This is a genomic window from Cellulomonas sp. McL0606, from assembly GCF_058248365.1.
Window position 1 is genome coordinate 3674080 of the sequence record NZ_CM177779.1, and the last position, 21503, is coordinate 3695582.

General features: G+C 71.4%; 21 protein-coding genes and 4 pseudogenes. 14 read left to right on the top strand and 11 right to left on the bottom strand.

The annotated features are described in order from the left end of the window. The first annotated feature begins 69 nt into the window (after nt 1-69). The gene (locus AC38ZX_RS18700) at nt 70-276 is read left to right on the top strand and encodes an STAS domain-containing protein (RefSeq protein ID WP_491297486.1); all 207 of its coding nucleotides are present in this window, start codon (nt 70-72) and stop codon (nt 274-276) included. Nucleotides 277-327: 51 nt separating this feature from the next. Here the strand turns inward: AC38ZX_RS18700 and fbaA are convergent. Then, nucleotides 328-1353, bottom strand: a pseudogene (gene fbaA, locus AC38ZX_RS18705) (class II fructose-bisphosphate aldolase). Between the two features lie 103 nt (nt 1354-1456). Then, nucleotides 1457-2071, bottom strand: a complete 615-nt coding sequence (locus tag AC38ZX_RS18710) for a TrmH family RNA methyltransferase (RefSeq protein ID WP_426593289.1) — start codon at nt 2069-2071, stop codon at nt 1457-1459. A 65-nt stretch (nt 2072-2136) separates the two neighbouring features. Here AC38ZX_RS18710 and AC38ZX_RS18715 point away from each other — a divergent pair, with 65 nt between their 5' ends. Then, nucleotides 2137-2886 carry a VTT domain-containing protein gene (locus AC38ZX_RS18715; RefSeq protein ID WP_426593290.1) on the top strand — a complete coding sequence of 250 codons (750 nt, stop codon included), beginning with the start codon at nt 2137-2139 and terminating at the stop codon, nt 2884-2886. Further along, on the top strand, nt 2883-3668 hold the full coding sequence (locus AC38ZX_RS18720; RefSeq protein ID WP_426593291.1) for an HAD-IIA family hydrolase: 786 nt from the start codon (nt 2883-2885) through the stop codon (nt 3666-3668). The genes AC38ZX_RS18715 and AC38ZX_RS18720 overlap by 4 nt, the downstream gene beginning before the upstream one ends. A 213-nt stretch (nt 3669-3881) precedes the next feature. Here the strand turns inward: AC38ZX_RS18720 and AC38ZX_RS18725 are convergent, their stop codons facing one another. The 3 genes from AC38ZX_RS18725 to AC38ZX_RS18735 all read right to left on the bottom strand — a co-directional run bounded on the left by AC38ZX_RS18725 (nt 3882) and on the right by AC38ZX_RS18735 (nt 5998). Beyond that, nucleotides 3882-4451 (bottom strand): LemA family protein, encoded by a 570-nt coding sequence (locus AC38ZX_RS18725; RefSeq protein ID WP_491295460.1) that lies wholly within the window; start codon nt 4449-4451, stop codon nt 3882-3884. Between the two features lie 194 nt (nt 4452-4645). Next, nucleotides 4646-5218, bottom strand: coding sequence for an orotate phosphoribosyltransferase (pyrE, locus tag AC38ZX_RS18730; RefSeq protein ID WP_426596004.1), 573 nt, complete (start codon nt 5216-5218; stop codon nt 4646-4648). Nucleotides 5219-5227: 9 nt separating this feature from the next. Next, nucleotides 5228-5998, bottom strand: coding sequence for an SDR family NAD(P)-dependent oxidoreductase (locus tag AC38ZX_RS18735; RefSeq protein ID WP_491295461.1), 771 nt, complete (start codon nt 5996-5998; stop codon nt 5228-5230). 126 nt (nt 5999-6124) lie between these two features. On the opposite strand from AC38ZX_RS18735, the gene recQ reads away from it, so the two are divergent. Further along, entirely contained in the window at nt 6125-8191 is a 2067-nt protein-coding gene (recQ, locus tag AC38ZX_RS18740) for a DNA helicase RecQ (protein ID WP_491295462.1), read from the top strand. 15 nt (nt 8192-8206) lie between these two features. Here the strand turns inward: recQ and AC38ZX_RS18745 are convergent, their stop codons facing one another. From AC38ZX_RS18745 to mgrA, 3 genes are all read right to left on the bottom strand, one after another. Beyond that, nucleotides 8207-8365 (bottom strand): hypothetical protein, encoded by a 159-nt coding sequence (locus AC38ZX_RS18745; RefSeq protein ID WP_426593295.1) that lies wholly within the window; start codon nt 8363-8365, stop codon nt 8207-8209. Nucleotides 8366-8518: 153 nt separating this feature from the next. Next, nucleotides 8519-9040 carry a nucleoside deaminase gene (locus tag AC38ZX_RS18750; protein WP_491295463.1) on the bottom strand — a complete coding sequence of 174 codons (522 nt, stop codon included), beginning with the start codon at nt 9038-9040 and terminating at the stop codon, nt 8519-8521. Continuing rightward, nucleotides 9037-10068: an L-glyceraldehyde 3-phosphate reductase gene (mgrA, locus tag AC38ZX_RS18755; protein WP_426593297.1), complete on the bottom strand. Its 1032-nt coding sequence runs from the start codon at nt 10066-10068 to the stop codon at nt 9037-9039. The genes AC38ZX_RS18750 and mgrA overlap by 4 nt, the downstream gene beginning before the upstream one ends. 60 nt (nt 10069-10128) lie before the next feature. Here mgrA and AC38ZX_RS18760 point away from each other — a divergent pair. The 3 genes and pseudogenes from AC38ZX_RS18760 (at nt 10129) to AC38ZX_RS18770 (ending at nt 14416) form a co-directional block, all read left to right on the top strand. Next, nucleotides 10129-10595, top strand: a pseudogene (locus AC38ZX_RS18760) (tRNA (cytidine(34)-2'-O)-methyltransferase). 336 nt (nt 10596-10931) lie between these two features. Continuing rightward, a pseudogene (locus AC38ZX_RS18765) lies at nt 10932-12643 on the top strand (gamma-glutamyltransferase family protein). Between the two features lie 474 nt (nt 12644-13117). Next, nucleotides 13118-14416 carry a DUF6318 family protein gene (locus AC38ZX_RS18770; protein ID WP_491295464.1) on the top strand — a complete coding sequence of 433 codons (1299 nt, stop codon included), beginning with the start codon at nt 13118-13120 and terminating at the stop codon, nt 14414-14416. A gap of 31 nt (nt 14417-14447) precedes the next feature. Here AC38ZX_RS18770 and AC38ZX_RS18775 read toward each other — a convergent pair whose 3' ends face one another. Continuing rightward, entirely contained in the window at nt 14448-15467 is a 1020-nt protein-coding gene (locus AC38ZX_RS18775; protein ID WP_491295465.1) for a LacI family DNA-binding transcriptional regulator, read from the bottom strand. Nucleotides 15468-15582: 115 nt separating this feature from the next. Next, entirely contained in the window at nt 15583-16692 is a 1110-nt protein-coding gene (locus AC38ZX_RS18780) for a glycoside hydrolase family 3 N-terminal domain-containing protein (protein ID WP_491295466.1), read from the bottom strand. Between the two features lie 68 nt (nt 16693-16760). Here AC38ZX_RS18780 and AC38ZX_RS18785 point away from each other — a divergent pair, with 68 nt between their 5' ends. The 6 genes and pseudogenes from AC38ZX_RS18785 (at nt 16761) to AC38ZX_RS18810 (ending at nt 20070) form a co-directional block, all read left to right on the top strand. Beyond that, nucleotides 16761-17534 (top strand): ABC transporter ATP-binding protein, encoded by a 774-nt coding sequence (locus tag AC38ZX_RS18785; protein WP_491295467.1) that lies wholly within the window; start codon nt 16761-16763, stop codon nt 17532-17534. Between the two features lie 207 nt (nt 17535-17741). After that, nucleotides 17742-18311 (top strand): annotated as a pseudogene (locus AC38ZX_RS18790) (ABC transporter permease); the annotation flags it as partial. Nucleotides 18312-18375: 64 nt separating this feature from the next. Further along, complete coding sequence (locus AC38ZX_RS18795; protein ID WP_491295468.1) at nt 18376-18906, top strand: ABC transporter permease; 531 nt, start codon at nt 18376-18378, stop codon at nt 18904-18906. 64 nt (nt 18907-18970) lie between these two features. Further along, the gene (locus AC38ZX_RS18800; RefSeq protein ID WP_491295469.1) at nt 18971-19156 is read left to right on the top strand and encodes a hypothetical protein; all 186 of its coding nucleotides are present in this window, start codon (nt 18971-18973) and stop codon (nt 19154-19156) included. Further along, entirely contained in the window at nt 19153-19635 is a 483-nt protein-coding gene (locus tag AC38ZX_RS18805; RefSeq protein ID WP_491295470.1) for a GNAT family N-acetyltransferase, read from the top strand. The genes AC38ZX_RS18800 and AC38ZX_RS18805 overlap by 4 nt, the downstream gene beginning before the upstream one ends. A 9-nt stretch (nt 19636-19644) precedes the next feature. After that, nucleotides 19645-20070 (top strand): DUF6157 family protein, encoded by a 426-nt coding sequence (locus AC38ZX_RS18810; RefSeq protein WP_491295471.1) that lies wholly within the window; start codon nt 19645-19647, stop codon nt 20068-20070. A 205-nt stretch (nt 20071-20275) separates the two neighbouring features. On the opposite strand, the gene AC38ZX_RS18815 is transcribed toward AC38ZX_RS18810, so the two are convergent. Next, nucleotides 20276-20650 (bottom strand): MarR family winged helix-turn-helix transcriptional regulator, encoded by a 375-nt coding sequence (locus AC38ZX_RS18815; RefSeq protein ID WP_491295472.1) that lies wholly within the window; start codon nt 20648-20650, stop codon nt 20276-20278. Between the two features lie 41 nt (nt 20651-20691). Between AC38ZX_RS18815 and AC38ZX_RS18820 the strand changes: the two genes are divergently transcribed. Next, nucleotides 20692-21495 (top strand): NAD(P)-dependent oxidoreductase, encoded by an 804-nt coding sequence (locus AC38ZX_RS18820; protein WP_491295473.1) that lies wholly within the window; start codon nt 20692-20694, stop codon nt 21493-21495. The last annotated feature ends 8 nt before the right edge of the window (nt 21496-21503 follow it).

A 21503-nucleotide genomic window follows, 5' to 3' on the forward strand; every position in this document is an offset into this window, starting at 1 on the left:
CGAGGTCGACGCCGACCTCGGTGCCGCCTCCAGGAGGCCACCGCAGAGGCCGAGCAGATCGGCCTGCCCATCGAGGTCGACGCCCACCACGTCACGTTCATGGACTCCTCCGGCGTCGCGTTCCTGGCCCGCCTGTCGATCCGGTCCCAGCACCGCGTCCGGATGATCCGCGTCCCCCCGCACGTGAAGTTCCTGCTCGAGGTCACGCGCATCGGCGAGCTGCTGGACGTCGTCGAGAGCGACGACGAGGCCGACTTCCAGCCCGTCGGGGAATGACGAAGGGCCGCCCCATCTCGGAGCGGCCCTCGTCGATCAGCCAGTTGGACGTCAGGCGCTGAGCGACTGACCGGCCGAGCGGAGCTGCTGTGCGGCCTCGACGAGACGCGCGGCCATGCCGGCCTCGGCCAGCTTGCCCCAGGCGCGCGGGTCGTAGGCCTTCTTGTTGCCCACCTCGCCGTCGACCTTGAGCACGCCGTCGTAGTTCTGGAACATGTGCGTGACCACCGGGCGCGTGAACGCGTACTGGGTGTCCGTGTCGATGTTCATCTTGATGACGCCGTTGTCGACGGCCTCGGTGATCTCGGCCGCGGTGGAGCCGGAGCCGCCGTGGAACACCAGGTCGAACGGGTTGGCCACGCCGATCGCGTCGCCGACGGCCTTCTGGATGTCCGCGAGGATCGACGGACGAAGTTGACGGCACCCGGCTTGTAGACGCCGTGCACGTTGCCGAACGTGAGGGCCGTCAGGTAGCGACCCTTCTCGCCAGAGCCGAGCGCCTTGACCGTGGCCAGGCCGTCCTCGACGGTCGTGTAGAGCTTGTCGTTGATCTCGGCGGTGTGGCCGTCCTCCTCGCCACCGACCACGCCGACCTCGATCTCGAGGATGGTGCGGGCCGCGACGGACAGCTCGAGGAACTCCTCGGCGATGACCAGGTTCTCGTCGAGCGGCACGGAGGAGCCGTCCCACATGTGGGACTGGAACGTGGGCAAGCTTGCCGGCCTTGACCTGCTCGATCTCGAGGGCCAGCAGCGGGCGCACCCAGGACTCGAGGTTCTGCTTGGCGCAGTGGTCCGTGTGCAGCGCGACCGTGATCGGGTAGCCCTTGGCCACCTCGGTCGCGTAGGCGGCGAGCGCGAGCGAGCCCGAGACGCGGTCCTTGACCGTCGAGCCGGACGCGTACTCCGCGCCGCCGACGGAGACCTGGAGGATCCCGTCCGAGCCGGCCTCGGCGAAGCCCTGCAGGGCGGCGATGACGGACTGGGAGGACGTGATGTTCACGGCCGGGTAGGCGAACTTGCCCGCCTTCGCCCGGTCGATCATCTCGGCGTAGACCTCGGGGGTGGCGATGGCCATCTGCAGCATCTCCTGCGCGCTAGAAAGGGGGTTATCGCAGTGATTCTGGCACGAGAGCCCGTAGCGCCGCCGGGGCCGAACGTCCCGTGGACAGGTCCGTGCGTCACACCTGGGCGTGCTGAGAGATCCACGCGTGCATCGCGATCGCGGCCGCGGCGCCCGCGTTGATCGAGCGCGTCGAGCCGAACTGGGCGATGTGCAGGACGTCCACGGCGGCGGCACGGGCCTCGTCGGAGAGCCCGACGGACTCCTGCCCGAACAGCAGCACGCACGCCTCCGGGAGCGGGTAGCCCTCCAACGGGACCGAGCCCGGCAGGTTGTCGATGCCGAGGACCGGGAGGCCGTTCGACGACGCCCACACCAGCAGGTCGTCCACCGTCGGGTGGTGTCGGACGTGCTGGTAGCGGTCGGTGACCATGGCTCCGCGCCGGTTCCAGCGACGGTTGCCGACGATGTGCACCTCCGCCGCCAGGAACGCGTTGGCCGTGCGCACGACCGACCCGATGTTGAGGTCGTGCGCCCAGTTCTCGATGGCCACGTGGAACGGGTGCCGACGCGTGTCCAGGTCGGCGACGATCGCCTCGAGCGTCCAGTACCGGTAGCGGTCGACGACGTTGCGGCGGTCGCCGTGGGTCAACAGCTCCGCGTCGTAGCGCGGGTCGGTGGGCCTCTGGCCGGTCCACGGTCCGACGCCGACCTCCGCGGGTTGCTCGTCCACAGCCGCAACCGTAGACGGCTCCAGCACTCACCCTTTGCTCAGGAAGGGCCCCGTACTCTGGGCGCATGCTGACGAACGCTGCCCTCGCACTGGGCCCGGTGCACGCGTCCATCACCGACTACCTGAACGCCCAGTACCTGATCGACTCGTTCGGCACGTGGGTGCTGCTCGGCGTCATGGCCGTGATCTTCGTCGAGGTGGGCCTGCTGTTCCCGATCCTGCCGGGCGACTCCCTGCTGTTCACCGCCGGTGCGCTGGTGGCGCAGGACCAGCTCCACGTCAAGATCGGCATCGCGCCGCTCATGGGGTTGATGATCCTCGCGGCATACGCCGGGACCCAGACCGGGTACCTGATCGGTCGGACCGCCGGCCCGAAGGTGTTCGCCAAGCCGGACTCCCGGTTCTTCAAGCAGAAGTACATCGACCAGACGTACGCCTACTTCGACAGGTACGGCGGTCGCACGCTGGTCGTCGCGCAGTTCGTGCCGTTCGTGCGCACGTACGCCTCGGTCGCGGCCGGTGTCGGCAAGATGCGGTACCGGACCTTCGCCCTGTGGAACCTGCTCGGCGTGGTGCTGTGGGCCGGTGGCGTGACGTTCCTCGGGTACCTGCTGGGCAACATCTCGTTCATCGCCTCCCACATCGAGTCGCTGCTCATCCTCGTGGTGTTCTTCTCGGTGCTGCCGATCATCGTCGAGGTCTGGCGCAAGCGTCGGCGAGCCAAGAAGGGGCTCGGGGTCGCCTCCACGAGGGACGAGCACCACGACGAGCCGTCCGAGCGCACCGCCGTCGAGAAGAAGGCCTTCGGCGAATGACGCACCACGGCCCCCGTGAGATCCGGTCGTGGCTGTCGGACATGGACGGGGTCCTCGTGCACGAGGGCACCGCGATCCCCGGGGCCGCCGAGTTCGTCCGCGCGCTGCGCGACGGCGGTCGGCCGTTCCTGGTGCTCACCAACAACTCGATCTTCACGCCGCGGGACCTGCGGGCCCGGCTGGTCGCCTCCGGGATCGACCTGCCCGAGGACGCGATCTGGACGTCGGCGCTCGCCACGGCACAGTTCCTCACCGACCAGATGCCGGGCGGTTCCGCCTACGTGATCGGCGAGGCGGGCCTGACCACGGCGCTGTACGAGGCCGGCTACACCCTGACGGGCACGGACCCGGACTTCGTCGTGCTGGGCGAGACGCGGACCTACTCGTTCGAGGCCATCACGCAGGCCGTCCGGCTGATCCAGGGCGGCGCGCGGTTCATCGCCACGAACCCCGACGTGACCGGCCCGAGCCGCGAGGGCGACCTGCCCGCGACGGGTGCGGTCGCGGCCATGATCTCCGCGGCCACCGGGCGGCAGCCGTACTTCGTCGGCAAGCCGAACCCCATGATGATCCGCAGCGCGCTGAACCGGATCGACGCCCACTCCGAGACCACCGTCATGGTCGGCGACCGGATGGACACCGACGTGGTCGCGGGCATCGAGGCCGGCCTGCGGACGTTCCTCGTGCTCTCCGGGTCGACCTCGCGCGCGGAGGTGGAGCGGTTCCCGTTCCGGCCCAGCGAGATCGTCGACTCGGTCCAGGACCTCGTGGCGCGCATCTAGGTGTGATGCCCAGGCAGGTTGTTCAACCTGGTGATGGGTGCGGCCTTGCCGATCGCGGAGTGGGGCCGGTGGTAGCTGCACCTGTGGCGCGCTGGCCCTGACCTCCCGGTCAGATCTCAGCCGGCCCGCCCTGAGCCCGCGTCGAGAAGGCAGTTGTGAACGCGCAGCCGGCCCGCGACGTGCACAACTGCCTTCTCGATCTGCCCTGAGGCCTCAGAAGCTGACGGTCGGCGCCTGACGCACCTGCGGGTCCTCGGCCTCGAAGTACTCGGCGCGCTCGAAGTGGAACATCCCCGCGACGATGTTGGACGGGAACGACTCGACCTTCGTGTTCAGCGTCCGCACGTTCGCGTTGTAGAACCGGCGCCCGGCGGCGATGCGGTCCTCGGTGTTGGTCAGCTCGGCCTGCAGCTGCTGGAAGTTCTCGCTGGCGCGCAGGACCGGGTAGGCCTCGGCGACCGCGAACAGCCGTCCGAGCGCCTGGGTCAGCTGATTCTCCTGCTGCGCCTGCTCGGCGGGTCCGGAGCCCGGCGCGGCGGCGGCGGCGCGGGCTCGGGCGACCTCGTCGAAGACACCGCGCTCGTGGGCCGCGTAGCCCTTCACGGACTCGACGAGGTTCGGGATCAGGTCGTGGCGACGGTTCAGCTCGACGTCGATCTGCCGCCACGCCTCCTGCACCAGGTTCCGCAGTCGGACCAGACCGTTGTACATCCCGACGAACCAGAGCAGCAGGATCACGACGATCACGACGATCACGATCAGGACGATGACTGGAGCGGACACGTCTTTGCCTCCTGGGATGTCGGTGGAGCGATGGTATCGGTCAGGCGCTCGTCGTCAGAGGATCGAACCCGTCGTCACGCCGCACGTGGCGCGCGTGGCGGACCGCACGACGGCGCTCAGCAGGCCGCCCACGACGCCAAGGTGGGTGGACCCCGATGCCCGCCCAGGGCGTCGGACGGTTCGGCTCGGGGCCGTCAGTCCAGGCCGAGGTCGGACAGGCTGAAGAGGTAGTGGTAGGGCACGCCGAGGGCCTCGATCTTGGCCTGCGCCCCGGTCGCCCGGTCGACGATCACGGCGACGCCGCGCACGTCGGCGCCGACCTCCCGGGCCGCCTCGACCGCCGCGATCGGCGAGCCGCCGGTGGTCGAGGTGTCCTCCAGGACCACCACGCGACGTCCCGCGATGTCCGGGCCCTCGATCCGGCGCTGCATGCCGTGCGCCTTGGCCTCCTTGCGCACCACGAACGCGTCCAGGTCCTGGCCACGCGACGCGGCGGCGTGCAGGAGGCTCGTCGCGACGGGGTCCGCACCGAGCGTCAGCCCGCCGACGGCGTCGATCTCGGCGGTGCCCAGACCGACCTCCTCCAGCCGGTCGAGCATCAGGTGCCCGATCAACGGGGCCGCCCGGTGGTGCAGCGTCACGCGACGCAGGTCCACGTAGTAGTCGGCCTCGCGCCCCGACGAGAGCGTGACCTTCCCGTGTACGACGGCGAGGTCCTTGATGAGGTCGAGCAGCTGCTCGCGGGGGGTCTGCGTCACGGCGGCCAGGCTACCGGCTCAGCGCCCCTCGATCGCCTTGCGGTAGCGGCCGAACCGGCGGATCGCCGACCGCGGGCTGACCCGGACCACCGCCGATGCGAGGCGGTAGCGGACGCTCGGGGTGGAGATCACGACCCCGCGGCGGACGTCGGCGAGCCCCTTGGCCACCACGTCCTCCGCGTTCAGCCAGGCGATCTCCGGGTAGGCCGACACGTCGATCGCGCCGCGCGCGTGGAACTCGGTGTGCACGAACCCGGGGCACAGGGCGGTCGCGGTGACGCCGGTGTCCGCCAGCTCGACGGCAAGACCCTCGGTGAACGAGCGCACCCAGGCCTTGTGCGCGGAGTAGGTGCCGGACGCAAGCAGCGCGGCGACCGAGGCGACGTTGAGGATCGCCCCGCGACCGCGCGCCACCATCGCGCTCGCCGCCGCGTGCGACAGGACGAGCACGGCGTCCACCATGACCGCGAGCGCGGCCTCCTCGCGCGCCAGGTCGCCGCCGACGAACTGCTGGTTCAGCCCGAGCCCCGCGTTGTTCACCAGCAGGCCGACCGGACGCTCGTCGGACCGCAACCGCTCGGCCACCCGCTCGACGTCGGCACGGTTCGACAGGTCCGCGACGATCACCTCGGCGTGGATGCCGGCGGCCGCCTCCAGCTGCCCCGCAAGGCGCGCCAGGCGTTCCTCGTCGCGGGCCACCAGGACCACGTCGTGCTTCGCCGTGGCCAGCTGCCAGGCGAACTCCAGGCCGAGGCCCGAAGACGCGCCCGTGATCAGAGCGGTTCCCATGGCACCACCCTACGGACGCCTCCCGGGCCGCGCGCACCGCGCTCTCGCCCTTGCGCGCGCGTCGTCCCGGCGCCACCGGTCGCTGTGGATGATCCGGGTCGGACTGTCGGCGCGGGAACGTAGGGTGTGCGCGTGACGGACGGGGCCTGGTCGGGCGGCAGCGACTCGGACAGCGAGAGCTGGCCGCTCGACGACGAACCCCCGTTCGACCCGTTCTACGACGCACCGCCACCTGAGCTCGAGGATCCGTTCGGGTTCTCCTCCCAGGTCGCAGCCGGTTCGAGCACCTCGACCGGTGCTCGTCGCGACCGTCCGGCGCCTCACCCGCGTCCCGACATCCCGCGCTCCGTCGCCCAGGTCCTGGCACCGGACGAGGCCGTCGCCGCGGCGGCGGGCGTGCTTCGTGACGTCTGGGGGTACGACGCCTTCCGCGGCGAGCAGGCGGACATCGTCGAGACCGTCATCCGGGGCGGCGACGCGCTCGTCCTGATGCCCACGGGCGGCGGAAAGTCGCTGTGCTACCAGGTGCCGTCGCTGGTGCGCGAGGGCACAGGGGTCGTCATCTCGCCGCTGATCGCCCTGATGCAGGACCAGGTGGACGCCCTGTCCGCCCTGGGCGTGCGCGCCGGGTTCCTCAACTCGACGCAGCAAGGACATGAGCGACGAGCGGTCGAGGACGCCTACCTAGCGGGCGAGCTGGACCTGCTCTACCTGGCCCCGGAGCGCCTGCGCGTCCGCGAGACCGTCGAGCTGCTCGACCGCGGCACGGTCGCCCTCTTCGCCATCGACGAGGCGCACTGCGTGTCGCAGTGGGGGCACGACTTCCGGCCGGACTACCTGCAGCTGTCGATGCTGCACGAGCGCTGGCCCGAGGTCCCGCGGATCGCGCTGACGGCCACGGCGACCGACCAGACGCACGCCGAGATCGCCCAGCGGCTGCAGCTCGGGGAGGCCAGGCACTTCGTCGCGAGCTTCGACCGGCCCAACATCCAGTACCGGATCGCGCCCAAGGACAAGCCGCGCGACCAGCTGCTCAACCTGCTGCGCACCGAGCACGAGGGCGACGCCGGCATCGTCTACTGCCTGTCGCGGAACTCGGTCGAGCAGACCGCCCAGTTCCTCGTCGAGCGCGGAGTGGCGGCCCTGCCGTACCACGCAGGCCTCGACCGGCAGGTGCGCGCGCGCAACCAGTCGCGATTCCTGCGCGAGGACGGCGTCGTGATGGTCGCGACGATCGCGTTCGGGATGGGCATCGACAAGCCGGACGTGCGGTTCGTCGCGCACCTCGACCTGCCCAAGTCGGTCGAGGGCTACTACCAGGAGACCGGTCGCGCGGGCCGCGACGGGCTGCCGTCGACGGCGTGGCTCGCGTACGGGCTGGCGGACGTGGTCCAGCAGCGCCGCATGATCGACACCTCGGAGGGCGACGCCGCGCACAAGCGCCGGCTGACCGCCCACCTGGACGCGATGCTGGCGCTCTGCGAGACCGTCGAGTGCCGCCGCGTGCAGCTTCTCAACTACTTCGGCCAGCCGAGCGAGCCTTGCGGCAACTGCGACACGTGCCTGACCCCGCCGGAGTCATGGGACGGGACCGTCGCCGCGCAGAAGCTGCTGTCCACGGTCGTCCGCCTCGAGCAGCGCGGCCAGCGGTACGGCGTCGGGCACCTGGTCGACATCCTGCGCGGCAAGGTCACGCCGCGGATCACGTCCCTGGGGCACCAGTCGCTGAGCACGTTCGGCGTCGGCACGGACCTGTCGGACGGGGAGTGGCGCGGCGTCGTCCGCCAGCTGCTCGCCATGGAGCTGCTCGGCGTCGACTCCGACGGCTACGGAACGATCCGGCTCACCCCGGACAGCGCCGACGTGCTGCGCGGGGCACGCGTGGTCCGCCTGCGCCGCGAGACCGAGAAGGTCGTGCGGTCCCGCGGGTCCAAGAGCAAGGCCACCGTCGACCTCACCGACGAGGGTGCGGCCGTGTTCGAGGCCCTGCGCGCGTGGCGCGCGGTCGTCGCGAAGGAGCAGGGCGTGCCGGCCTACGTCGTGTTCCACGACGCGACGCTGCGCGAGGTCGTGGCGCAGATGCCGTCCTCGCTGGAGGCGCTCGGCACCATCAGCGGGATCGGCGCGGCCAAGCTCGAACGCCACGGACCGGGCGTGCTCGCGGTGCTGGCCGAGTCGGGCGAGGTGGCCTGAACAGCACCAGCCTGATCAGCGCCGCTCGTCGTCCTCGGTCCGGATCCGCACCGGGACGCGCTCGGGCCGCTTGACCAGAGACCGGAGCACGATCGCGCCAGCACCGACGACGAGGGCGATCACGCTCGAGGCGAGGACGACGTCGGCTGCGGTGGGGACGAGTGGGCTGCTCATACCTCGACCATAACCCCGCCCGGCGGGCCGGCTGGCGGCCCCGCTCGAACTCACAGGCGAGCACCAGGGACGGCGCATCTTCCGCCGGGGACCTCGTCGAGGAAGCCGTGCACCGCGTCCACGTCGTCGCCCCCATCGGCTGCAACTTCTTGGTCAAGCCGTCCGAGGCGCGCACCACGGCCGCATCCCGGCTACCCGCGCTCGAACGCCCGGCGCTGCAAGCTCCTCGACCTCGTCCTCCAGCGACAGCTCGGGTCCGTCGACCACCAGACCCGGCGCGACGGTCTGGATCGGCAGGGCGGCGACCGGACCCGGTGCCCCACCCCAGGAGGCCCGCCACGCGCCGGTCTGCTCGGACGACGTCGCGTACACGATCCGGCCGAGGCCCACCCACGCATGCGCCGCCGAGCACATCGGGCAGTGCTCACCGGACGTGTAGACGACCGCCGTCGCGCGCTCGTCGGACGTCAGGTTGTTGGCGGCCCAGCGGGCGATCTCGAACTCCGGGTGACGGGTCTGGTCGCCGTCCTTGGTGCGGTTGCGGTCCTCGAACCGGACGGCGCCGGTCGCGTCGACCAGCACCGACCCGTACGGCTCGTCACCGTCGAGCAACGCCTCCCGCGCGAGGACGACCGCCCGGGCGAGGTGTACGCGGTCGGCATCGTCGATGCTCACGAGTCCCGCATTCCGGTGCCGTCGACCGCGAGCGGCTCGATCGTCGCGATCTCGTCGGCGGTCAGGGGCGGCGCGGACAGGGCAGCCACGTTGTCCTCGAGCTGACGCGTCGACGAGGCGCCGATCAGGGCGGACGTGATCCGGTCGTCCCGCAGCAGCCACGACAGGGCGAGCTGCGCGAGCGACTGGCCGCGCCCGAGGGCGATCTCATTCAACGCACGCGCGCGGGAAAGGTACGTCTCCGAGAGCTGCGTCGGCTTGAGGAAGTGCCCGACCGCGGCCCGCGAGTCCGGGGGGACGGAACCCGACAGGTAGCGGTCCGTCAGCATCCCCTGCGCGAGCGGCGAGAAGACGATGGTGCCGATGCCGAGGTCGCCGACGACGTCCAGCAGGTTCTCGGTCTGCCCGTCGGCCACCTGCTCCACGTGCCGGTTGAACATGGAGTAGGACGGCTGGTGGATGAGCAGGGGCGTGCCCAGGGACGCGAGGATCTCGTGGGCGCGACGCGTGTCGGCCGGCGAGTAGTTCGAGATGCCCGCGTAGAGCGCGCGCCCGCTGGTGACGGCGGTGTGCAGGGCGCCCATCGTCTCCTCGAGGGGCGTCTCCGGGTCCGGGCGGTGCGAGTAGAAGATGTCGACGTAGTCCAGGCCGAGCCGCGCGAGCGACTGGTCCAGCGACGAGAGCAGGTACTTGCGCGAGCCACCGTCGCCGTAGGGCCCCGGCCACATGTCGTAGCCGGCCTTCGAGGAGATGACCAGCTCGTCACGGTACGGGCGCAGGTCCTGCGCGAACAGGTGGCCGAAGTTCCGCTCGGCGGAGCCGTACGGCGGTCCGTAGTTGTTGGCCAGGTCGAAGTGCGTGATGCCCAGGTCGAATGCCCGACGCAGCACGGCACGCTGGGTCTCCAGCGGCGTCGTGTCGCCGAAGTTGTGCCAGAGCCCGAGCGACAGGCCTGGCAGCAGCAGCCCGCTGCGGCCGGTCCGGCGGTAGGTCATCGCGTCGTAGCGGTCGTCGGCAGCCTGGTACATGGAGTCCTCTCGAGATGGGCGAACGGAACACGCTAACCCGTCGGTGCGACAATTCGGCCCGTGCTGCACATCGTCTTCTTCGAGCCGCGGATCCCCGGCAACACGGGTGCCGCGATCCGGCTGTCGGCCGGTACCGGCGCCGCCCTCCACCTCGTCGAGCCGCTCGGTTTCGACCTCTCGGAGGCCAAGCTTCCGGCGTGCGGGACTCGACTATCACGACCTCGCGCACGTGGTCGTCCACGCGAACCTCGAGGCGTTGTGGGAGGCGCTGCCGACGAACGACGTGTACGCGTTCACCACGCACGCCACCCGGTTCCACACCGACGTGCAGTACACGACGGACGACGTGCTGCTGTTCGGGCCCGAGCCCACCGGCCTTCCCGACGAGGTCCTGGCCGACCCGCGGATCACCGACCAGCTTGCGGATCCCGATGCTGGCGGGGCGTCGGTCCATGAATCTGTCCAACGCCGCGTCGGTCGGGATCTACGAGGCGTGGCGTCAGCTGGGGTTCGCCGGCGGGGCCTGAAGCGCGGGCCGCCGCGACGCGTCCTTCGCGTGCCGCAGCCGCACCGGTCCGCCCCGGAACGGCTCGTCGGCGTCGGCGGTCCCGGCCGCCGAGCACACCACGGCCGAGTGCAGCGCCGGCCAGCCCGTCGGAGCGATCCCTTGCGGCGGCCGGGATCGTGGCGACGACGGCGAACTCGTCGCCGGCGGTCCGGGCGAGCATTCACCGAGCGTTCAACCGAAGGTCTCGGTCCGCTCCATGGACGCCGGATCCCGCACGAGGGGTGCAACCCCTTCGGGGTGAGGCAGGATCGGTCCTGTGTTCACCACACGCCCCGTCCTGACGGGGACCTTGGGCATGGTCGCCTCGACGCACTGGCTGGCGTCCGGCGTCGGGATGCGGGTGCTCGAAGCCGGGGGCAACGCGTTCGACGCGGCCGTCGCTGCCGGGTTCACGCTGAACGTCGTCGAACCCCACCTGAACGGGCTCGGTGGTGACGCGCCGATCCTGGGGTACCGGGCTTCGGACGGGCACACGTTCACGGTCTGCGGCCAGGGCACGGCACCAGCCTTGGCGACGATCGACGCGTACCGCTCGCTGGGGCTCGACCTCGTGCCGGGGACCGGCCATCTGGCGGCCGTCGTTCCGGGTGCGTTCGGCGCCTGGCTCGACCTGCTCGCCCGGTACGGCACCCTCCCGCTGTCCGAGGTGCTCGAGCCCGCGATCGGCTACGCCCGCGACGGGTACCCGCTGGTCCCCGACGCCGCTGACACCATCAGCGCGGTCGCCGACCTGTTCGCCGACCACTGGCCGTCGTCGGCCGCCGTGTACCTGCCCGCCCCGGCGCCCGGAGCGAGATTCCGGAACCCCCAGCTGGCCGAGACGTTCTCGCGCCTCGCCGACCAGCCCGGCACGCGGGACCAGCAGATCGAGGCGGCGCGGCGGGCGTTCTACGAGGGGTTCGTCGCCGAGGCCGTCGACTCCTTCGTCTCGGGCGCTCCCGTGCTCGACACGTCGGGCCGCGAGCACGCCGGCTTCCTGCGCGGGTCCGACCTGGCCGGGTGGCGCGCCACCGAGGAGCCGACCGTCAGCGTGCGGTTCGCGGGCCGGACGGTGCACAAGACCGCCGCGTGGGGCCAGGGGCCGGTGCTGCTGCAGCAGCTGGCGATGCTCGAGGCGCTCGGCATCACCCCCGATGCCGATCCCGTCGACCTGGTGCACACGGTCGTCGAGGTGGCCAAGCTCGCGTTCGCCGACCGCGAGGCCTGGTACGGCGACGTGCCGGACGTCCCCCTGGACACGTTGCTCTCGGCGCCCTACGCCGCCGAGCGCGCCCGGCTCGTCGGTCCGACCGCCGCGGAGGGTCTGCTGCCCGGCTCCCCTGACGGCCGCACCCCGCGGCTGGCCGCGAACCTGTGGGCGGCGCCGTCCTCGGACCATCACGCGCCGGGCGTCGGCGAGCCCGTCACCACCGCGCGCCGGTCGAGCGGCGACACCTGCCACCTCGACGTGGTCGACCGGTGGGGCAACCGCGTCTCGGCGACCCCGTCCGGCGGCTGGCTCCAGTCGAGCCCGGTCGTCCCCGGCCTCGGCTTCTCGCTGCCCACCCGCGCACAGATGTTCTGGCTCGAGCCCGGCCTGCCGGGTTCGCTGGTCCCCGGCCGTCGCCCTCGCACCACCCTGAGCCCCGGCATGATTCTCGACGACGACGGCACGGGCCTCGCGTTCGGCACCCCCGGCGGTGACCAGCAGGACCAGTGGACCGTGCCGTTCCTCCTGCGGCTCCTGGTCGGTGGCCTCGACCTGCAGGCCGCGATCGACGCGCCCACCTGGCACTCCACCCACGTGCCCAGCCGTTCTACCCGCGCACCCACACCGCCCGCGGCCTCGTCGCGGAGTCGCGCCTGGGCGCCCACGTGCTGACCGCCCTGGCGGGCCGCGGGCACGTGGTCCACGACGCCGGCCCCTGGGCGCTCGGACGCCTGAGCGCCGCCGGCCAGCGCGCCGACGGCCTCCTCGTCGCCGCCGCCAACCCCCGAGGCATGCAGGGCTACGCGGTCGGTCGCTAGCCTGGGCCGGGGCCAGTAGGACGCAGACACCACGGCCAGGCCGTCGCACCGACTCGGGCGTCGCCGGTCGCTCGGCTCCGAGCCGACCGCACCTCGGGCCGGTGGGCTCGTGGGACTGCCGAGACGACTCAGGAGTCCACCCGCGTCACAGCAGCGGCTGGATCGGAGCAGCCGGGAGCGACTCGTGCGGGCGCCGGGACCGCTGCCGGAGCCGGTCCTTGTGGAGAACCAGCCACGCCGCGCGTCCGGTTTCGGTAGGTTCTCGGCATGCTCAGGGGGAGATGGACTCGGCGTTCGCTCGCGTCCGCCGCGCTCGCGGGAGCCCTGCTGCTCACCGCGGGGTGCACGGGCTCCACGACGAGAGTCGCCGATCCTCCGCCGACGACGCCGACCGCCGCCGCCCCAACCCCCACCCCGACGCCGACGCCGACCCAGGTCGGGGACGTCACGGTCAAGCCCGAGCGACCACAGGCGATGGAAGCCCCGCCGAGCGCAGCGGGCGCAACGTCGGTCGCGAAGTACTTTCTCCAACTGCTGCCATACGTCAACGCAACCGGCGACCTGTCGGACTGGACCGCGCTCAGTCATGTCGACTGCCTCTTTTGCGCAAGTGTCACGAAGGACGTGCAAGCCCAGACGGCCGACGGGACGCACGATGAAGGTGGTGCGATCGCCATCGCAGACTTGGGGGCGACGGAGGTGACGCCGAGCGCTTACTACCAGGTCGACGCGTCCTTGATGCAGGCCGCATCGCAGACAATTGACGGGTCCGGGGCAGTAGTCGAAGCTTCCCCCGACTGCGGCTCAGGTGTCCGTCGCAGTCGTCTGGGACGGACGCGCGTACTCGATTCGTGGCGTCCAGACACACCCGGTCGGGCAATGAGGCTCCATCCACTTCCGCTGCTCGCCCTCACGCTCGTCCTCCTTGCAACTCAGGCCGGGCCAGCGCTCGCCGACGGAATCGATAGCTACGCCCACGATGACGTCGTCAGCCTCTCGGCATCTGAGGGGCAGCACGCGCTCCTCGCACAGGAGGCACGCACCCGCCCTGAGGAGCGGTTGGTGGAGCTGCGGCGTGGTTTGGGGTGCCAGCCTCCGCTGCCGGTCGGAGCGCAGGCGCAGGCGGCGACGCTGACCGACACCGAGCTGAACGGGCCGTGCGCCAACGGCACGGTCCCGTTGAACGACTGCGGTGCAGACCAACCGGTGATGCCGTTGTGGCGGCACATGCGCGCGACCGTCGCCGACGTGTTCGGGCCGTACGCGTTCGCGGCGCCGGGTGGGTGCCCTCGGGACCTGGTGCCGGTGCTGGGCGTGGCCGAATTCCGGGTGCTGCCGATCGCTCCCTCGAGCATCCAGGTGCAGCCGGACCGGGGGTGGGTGCTGGTCAACCTGGACACGATCGTGCTGACCGACCCCTCGCCGCAGACGTTCCGCACGACGCTGCTCGGGTACGGCGTCGACGTCGTCGCGACCCCGACGGCGTTCACGTGGGACTTCGGGGACCGCAGCAGCACGCTGACCACCACGAGCCCCGGTCACGCGTACCCGCACCAGGACGTGACACACGCGTACACCGAGGTCGGCTCCGCGGCGATCACGCTGACCACGACCTGGTCGGGGCGGTACCGGGTCGACGGCGACGACCAGTGGCACGACGTCGCCGGGACGGCCCAGACGACCGGCGCCGCAGCCCCGGTGCAGATCGAGGAGCGTCGCTCGCACCTCGTCGCGAAGGACTGCAACGAGGACCCGCACCAACCCGGCTGCTGACCGGGTCTCGCACGAGACCGTGAACGACCGGTCAGCGCAGGTGCGGGGTGGTGTCCCGGATGACCACCTCGGTGAGCACGCGACGGATCTCGGGCTCCTCGGCGGGCTCGGCCAGGGCGAGCTCGGTGGCCATGACGCCGAGCTCGCGCAGCGGGATGCGGACGGTCGTCAGGGCCGGGGTCACGTCGCGCAGGGTCGGGATGTCGCTGAACCCCGCGACGGCGACGTCCTGCGGCACGCGGATACCGGCGTCGCGCATGGCGGCCATGGCGCCCAGCGCGATCACGTCGGCGACCGCGAACACCAGCTCGGGAAGCGGGCCTCGCGCCATCAGCGTGCGCATGCCCTCCTCGCCGCCGGCGTGGGTGAACTCGCCGAAGACCGTGGCGTCATCGGGCAGGTCCGTACCGCGCTCGCGCAGGGCGAAGGCGAAGGCTTCGCGACGTTCGCGCGCCGACAGGTGGCCCTCGGGTCCGCCGAAGATGGCGAACCGCCGGTAGCCGCGATCGTGCATGGCGCGGGCCAGCTGGGTGGCGCCCTGCGCGTGGTTCACCAGCACCGTGTTGACCCCGAGGATCGGCTGGCCGATGAGGGCCGCCGCGCCCCCGGTGGCCCGGTAGTCGGCCAGCGCGAGCCGCAGCTGGTCGTTGATCGCGACGTCGTCCGTGCGACCTCCGGAGACGATGATCGCCCGCGCCCGCTGGCGGCGCAGCAGGTGGACCAGGTCGACCTCGCGCGCCGGGTCGTGCTGGCTGCTCGCCAGGGTCATCTGCAGCCCAGCGGCGTCGGCCGCCTGCGCGACGCCCGCGGCGATCGTCGAGAAGTACGGGTCGGCGATGTCGTGGACGAGCAGGCCGAGCGACGTCGTCCGACCGCGCGCCATCGCCTGGGCGTTGGCGTCCGGCGTGTACCGCAGGCGCAGGGCCGCGGCGAGCACGCGATCGCGCAGCTCGGAGCCGACGGTCCGGCTCGCGGAGCCGTTGATCGCTCGCGACGCCGTGGCGAGCGAGACCCCGGCCTCACGCGCCACGTCGCTGAGGGTCACAGTCATGATCGGAGGGTAGGGGGAAAGCGGCTTCCCCGTCTGCCGATCGGTCAGATTCGTACCGGTCAGTACGTTGTTGTGTCACGAATTTCATCCGCACCGGCCGATCGGCCGGCGAGGCTCACGACTTCGCGGCGATCACGCGGAGCACGGCGGCGTCGACGAGGGCCGCGAACGCGGGGTCCGACGCCGCCTTCGTCGTCAAGGCCTGGATCATCTGGGGCACGACGGTGGGGTCCTTCGAGGCGAGCACGATGTCGCAGCCCGCGCCGATCGCGTCGACGGCCCGATCTCCCGGGGTCCACGCGGCCACCTGTGTGGCAGCGGAGACGTCGTCGGTGATCACGACACCGTCGTACCCGAGCGTCTTGCGCAGGAGCTGGTCGACGACGATCGGCGAGAACGCCGCCGGCGCGGACGGGTCGATCTGCGTGTAGATCGCCGTCGAGACCATCATCATCCGCGTGCCGCGCTGGATCGCGTGCGTGAACGAGTCGATCTGTGCGGAGCCGGGGCCTGTGGTCGTGTCGGTGACGTCGGCGGTGGTGTCGGTGTTGGCGGTGACCTCACCGAGTCCGGGGAAGTGCTTCACGGCGGTCTCGATGCCCGACGCGGACATCCCGGCGGCGAAGGCGTCGGCGTGCGAGGCGACCGCGTCGAGCGTGTACCCGAACGCCCGGTCGTAGTGGCCGATGGGCGCGTTGGCAGCCGCACCGGCCTCGGTCGGGATGTCGACCACCGGAGCGAGGTTGAGGTTGACGCCCGCGGCAGCGAGCTCGCCGCCCCAGGTGGTCGCCGCGGCGGTCAGGTCCGCGGACGCCATCGCCCCCTGGTCCAGGGCGCTCGGCATGGTGCTGAAGCCCGGGCCCGTGAGCGTCTGCACCTTCCCGCCCTCCTGGTCGACGCCGACGAAGAGCTTGGTGCCGTGCGCGGTCGGCTGGTCGGTGAGCTGGTCGACGAGGTTCCGCACGGACTGCGTGCCCGCGGACGACCGGTTCTGCAGGAACACGTTGCCGACGTGCTCGTCGGTGACCGAGCTGATGCTGGCCGGCTGCGGGTCTGCGAGGTTCACGCCGATCATGACGAGCTGGCCGACCTTCTCCTCGAGGGTCCAACCCGCGAGGGGGTCCGCGGCGGCGGCGGACGTCGACGTCGTCGGGTCCGGAGAACCCGTACATCCCGCGAGGGCGGCGGCGAGGACCACGAGCATCGGCAGGGCACGTCCACGCATAGGCGCATCCTGCCCCCTCCTCCTGTCGGCCGAGGCGCATGCCCGACGTGTCTGATTCGATGGAATCCATGAGTGCTCTCACGATGACGGCCCTGAACAAGAGCGACGGCACCGTCCAGGCCCTGCGCGACCTCTCGCTCGAGGTGCGCGCGGGCGAGATCGTCGGCTTCGTCGGGTCGAACGGCGCAGGCAAGTCCACTGCCATGCGGATCACGCTCGGCGTGCTCGAGGCGGACTCGGGCGAGGTGCGCTGGGACGACCGGCCCATCGACCTCGACGTCCGACGCCGCATCGGCTACATGCCCGAGGAGCGAGGGCTCTACCCGCGGATGCGCGTGGGCGAGCAGCTGACCTACCTGGCGCGGCTGCACGGGCTCGACGGCACGTCGGCCACCTCCGCGATGGAGCACTGGACCGAGGTGCTGGGGATCGCCGATCGGCGCGGCGACGAGGTGCTCAAGCTGTCGCTCGGCAACCAGCAGCGCGTGCAGCTGGCGGCCGCGATGGTGCACTCGCCCGAGATCCTCGTGCTCGACGAGCCGTTCTCCGGGCTCGACCCCGTGGCGGTCGACGTGATGACGGGGGTGCTGCGCGAGCAGGCCGCCTCCGGCGTGCCCGTGCTGTTCTCGTCGCACCAGCTCGACCTGGTCGAGTCGCTCTGCGACCGCGTCGGCATCATCAAGAGCGGGTCGCTGGTGGCGTTCGGGGACATCGAGGAGCAGTCCGACGCACCGACACGCGCCGATGGGTGGTCGACGGGCCGCCGTCCGGGGCGTGGCTCCCGTCGGTGCCGGCCGCGTCCGCGGTGTCGTCGGACGGGTCCCGGACCGTCGTCGAGGTGACGGACCCGTCACTGGCCTCCATCGACCAGGACCTGCTGAGCGCCGCCCTGGCCGCAGGACCCGTGCGCGAGTTCGCGCGGCAACGGCCGTCGCTCACCGAGCTGTACCGGCACGTCGTGAGCGCACCGACCGCGACCGCGCCCCTCCTGCAGGAGGTGACCGCATGACCGCGACGTTCCACCCTGTCCCTCCGGCGCAGCCGTCCGCATGATCGCGGGCCGCGAGATCACGACACGCCTGCGCTCCAAGGCCTTCATCTGGACCACCGTCGCGCTGGTCGCCGGGGTTGTGCTCGGGGGCGTGGTCCTCAACATCGTCAGCTCGAACGGCGACCAGACCCGCACCGTCGGCGTCACGTCCTCGGCCGCGGCGGCGAGCGAGTTCGTCGGCTCGACCGCCAAGGTGGCGGACGTGTCCGTCACGACGACGGCGGTCTCGGACCAGGCCGCGGGCGAGGCGATGCTCCGCGACGGCACGATCGACGCGCTGATCACCTCGACGGACCCCTTGACCGTCGTCGTCAAGGAGGCCCCGCCCGCATCGCTCACGCCCGTGTTCGCGTCGGTCGCGCAGCAGCTGGCGCTCTCGTCGGCGGTCACGGACCTCGGTGGTGACCCAGCTCAGGTGGCGCAGCAGATCGCCGCGGCGGCACCGACGGTCACGGCCCTGGAGCCGCCGCCCGAGCGCGACTCGGCGCAGATCGTCGCGGGCTTCGTCGCCGGGATCCTGCTGTTCGTCACGCTCATCTCCGCCGGCCAGCTGGTGGCGCAGGGTGTGGTCGAGGAGAAGTCGAGCCGCGTCGTCGAGCTGCTGCTGGCCACCGTTCGTCCGTGGCAGGCTCATGGCCGGGAAGGTGCTGGGCATCGGCTTCATCGGGCTCTTGCAGGTGGTCGTGGTCGTCGCCGCAGGGGCGGGGACGGCGGCCGCGCTCGGCCTGGTCGACGGCTCGAACCTCGACCTCGGCACGACGGCCCTCTGGGCGGTGATCTGGTTCATCATCGGGTTCACCACGTACGCGCTCGCCCTCGGGGCGCTGGCGGCGCTGGTGTCGCGGCAGGAGGACGTCGCCTCGGTGACCGCGCCGGTGATGACGCTGATGATGGTCCCGTACATCATCGGCATCAGCATCGCGCCCTGGGACCCGACCAACCCGCTGGTCGTCGCGCTCTCCTTCGTCCCGTTCTGCGCGCCGCTGATCATGCCGGTCCGGATCGCCCTGGGCGAGGTCGCTCCGTGGGAGGTCGCCGTGTCGCTCGGCCTGTCGCTCGCGGTCATCCCGGCGCTCGTCTGGCTCGCCGGGCGCATCTACTCCAACGCGGTGCTGCGCAGCGGAGGCCGGATCAAGCTCCGCGACGCACTTTCTGCGGGGTGATTCCGCTGGTCAAAAGGGCTGTAACCGTTGCCTCTGGACGGTTGTCACAGAGAGACTGCCGAACATGTCGGCAACCCTGGGTGGAATCCCCCTGCCCCCGCTGCCCGACGAGACCGTGCCCCTACGACCGGCGGACATCGACTCGGCCGCCCGCGTCCTGGCCGCGGCACTGGCCGACGACCCCGGATACGCCTACCTCTTCCCGGTCCGTGCCCGTCGAGCGCAGAGCTGCGGGCGCTGTACCGGATGACCTTGGCGGACGCCCTCGTGCACGGCCACGCGTTCGCCACGCGCCTCAACGGGGCTGTGACCGGCGCAATCGCCATCTATCCCCCGGGCACGTACCCCATGACGCCGCGCCGTTGGTGGGCTCAGGGCCTTCGCATCGCGCGCATCGCGCTGCACACGCGCGAGCACTCGCTGGGCCTGATCCGCTTCGGGGACGTGACCGCGTCGGGCGTCCAGACGGACTGCTGGTACGTCGAAGCCCTCGGCGTGCACCCGTCCCTGCAGCGCGCCGGCCGCGGGAAGCGGCTCATGGCGGAGGCCTTCCGCCTCGTCGACGGGGGGTCGGAGCCCTCCTATCTGGAGACCACGAAGCCCGACAACGTCGCCTACTACGAGGCTCTCGGCTATGACTCGGTCCGTGATCCGGTGGCCCTCGGGCGCCCCTCCGACGGACCGTGGGTGTTCCCGATGCGTCGGTCCGCTGTCACACGGGTTGGTTAGGGTTCATCCATGGAGCTGGTGGACTACGTCTCGACCTTCATCTGCGTCGCCCCCGACACGGCCGCGGTGGCCGGTGTCGCGCCCCGTCCCCACGGTGAGACCCCGACCGTCGCCTCGGCGATCTTCGACATGCTGACGGCCGCGCCGCCGTACACCTACCGCAGCTCCGACGTGATCTTCACGGTCTGGGCCGACCGCAACGACGTCCCGCGCGAGACGCGCCCCGAGGTGTGGCCGACGTTCTTCCAGGGACCGCACGCGTGCCTGCGCTCCTCCGACCTGGGCAAGAAGTACGGCTGGGGCATCCACGCGGACGCCGACGGACGCCTCGCCGTGTACGCCCTGGGCACGCCCGAGTACTCGGCCCTGGCGGCGGGTTTCTCGCGCGACGGTTCGCCGGTCAAGGTGACGCGCGCGATGCGCTCGGGTCGCTGAGCACCGGTGGACTGGCCCGATCCGGAGCCTGACGAGTCTGCCCTACCGACACCCGCTGTCGCGACGGATCGTCGCCGCCGTCGCGATCCTCGCCCTCGTCCTGTCGGCCATCGGCGTCGGCATCGCGATCGCGCAGTACCAGTGGGGACCGCCCACCGACGAGCAGAGCGCCGCACCGCTCGTCCCTGCCTGAGCCCGTCGAGCGTCAGCCGCGCGCCAGATCGTCCGTCGCGGTGACACCCGCCTCGCGGGCGCGGGTCAGGAAGTCGGCCAGTACCTCCAGCTGGGACTCGTCGTACCCGTTGAGCAGGTCCTCCATCGAGCTGTTCATGCCGCTGTACAGCTCGTAGATCTGGGCGCCGCGCTCGCGCGATGCCCGCACGACGACGGCGCGGCGGTCCTGCGGGTCGCGCTCCCGCACGATCCAGCCCGCCTTCTCCAGGCGGTCGAGGATGCCAGTCACGGTGGCCGGGTGCAGGCCGGCCGTGCGGGCCAGTGCCGAGGCGCCCAGCGGTCCGTGGCGGCTGATGATGTCGAGGCAGTCGAGGTCGACGTCGCGCATGTCGAGGCGCTGACCCACCTGATGGTTGAGCAGCGCGAGCTGGATGCTCAGCTTCCCGCATGTTCTCGCGCACGGTCACGGACAGCCGACGCTTGCGCCGTCGCGCATCCGAAGATTCTTCGACACTCATATGTTACGCTCCTCGTATCTTCTCGTTTCCTGAGGAGACCGTACACCGGAACAGGAGCAGGGCCCATGAAGCCACCATCTTCGCCGCGACCGGCGGCGTCGGTCGCCAGATCCTCGAGCAGGCCGTCGCGGCGGGACACGACGTCACCGCGGTCGTGCGCGACCCGAGCCGACTCCCCAGCACGACCGCGCGGGTCCTCACGGCTGACCTCGACGCGCCGGACCAGAACAGCCTGATCACCGCGGTCGCCGGCGCGGACGCGGTCCTGTCTGCGCTCGGCGCACGCACGAAGTCCGACGAGGGCATCGCCGCTCGCGGCACGCAGGCGATCATCGACGCGATGCGTGCCGCGGGCACCGGCCGGCTCGTCGTCGTCAGCGCCGCCCCCATCGGGACCGTGCCGTCGCCCGACAACCCGAACCCGCCGAAGTACGACGACGGCGACGGGTTCTTCATGCGGCACCTGTTCAGCGGGTTCGCCAGGACGATGTTCAAGGCCCACTACGCCGACCTCGCACGGATGGAGGACGTCGTGCGCGCCAGCGGTCTCGACTGGACCATCGCGCGCCCGCCGAAGCTGAGCAACACGCCGCTCACCGCCCGCTACCGCACGGCCCTCGACAAGAACATCGTCGGCGGCTGGTCCATCGGGCGGGCCGACGTCGCGCACCTGATGCTCGCCCTCGCCACCGACGGCTCGACGGTCCGCCACGTCGTCGGTGCTGCCGCGTGAGGGTGCCG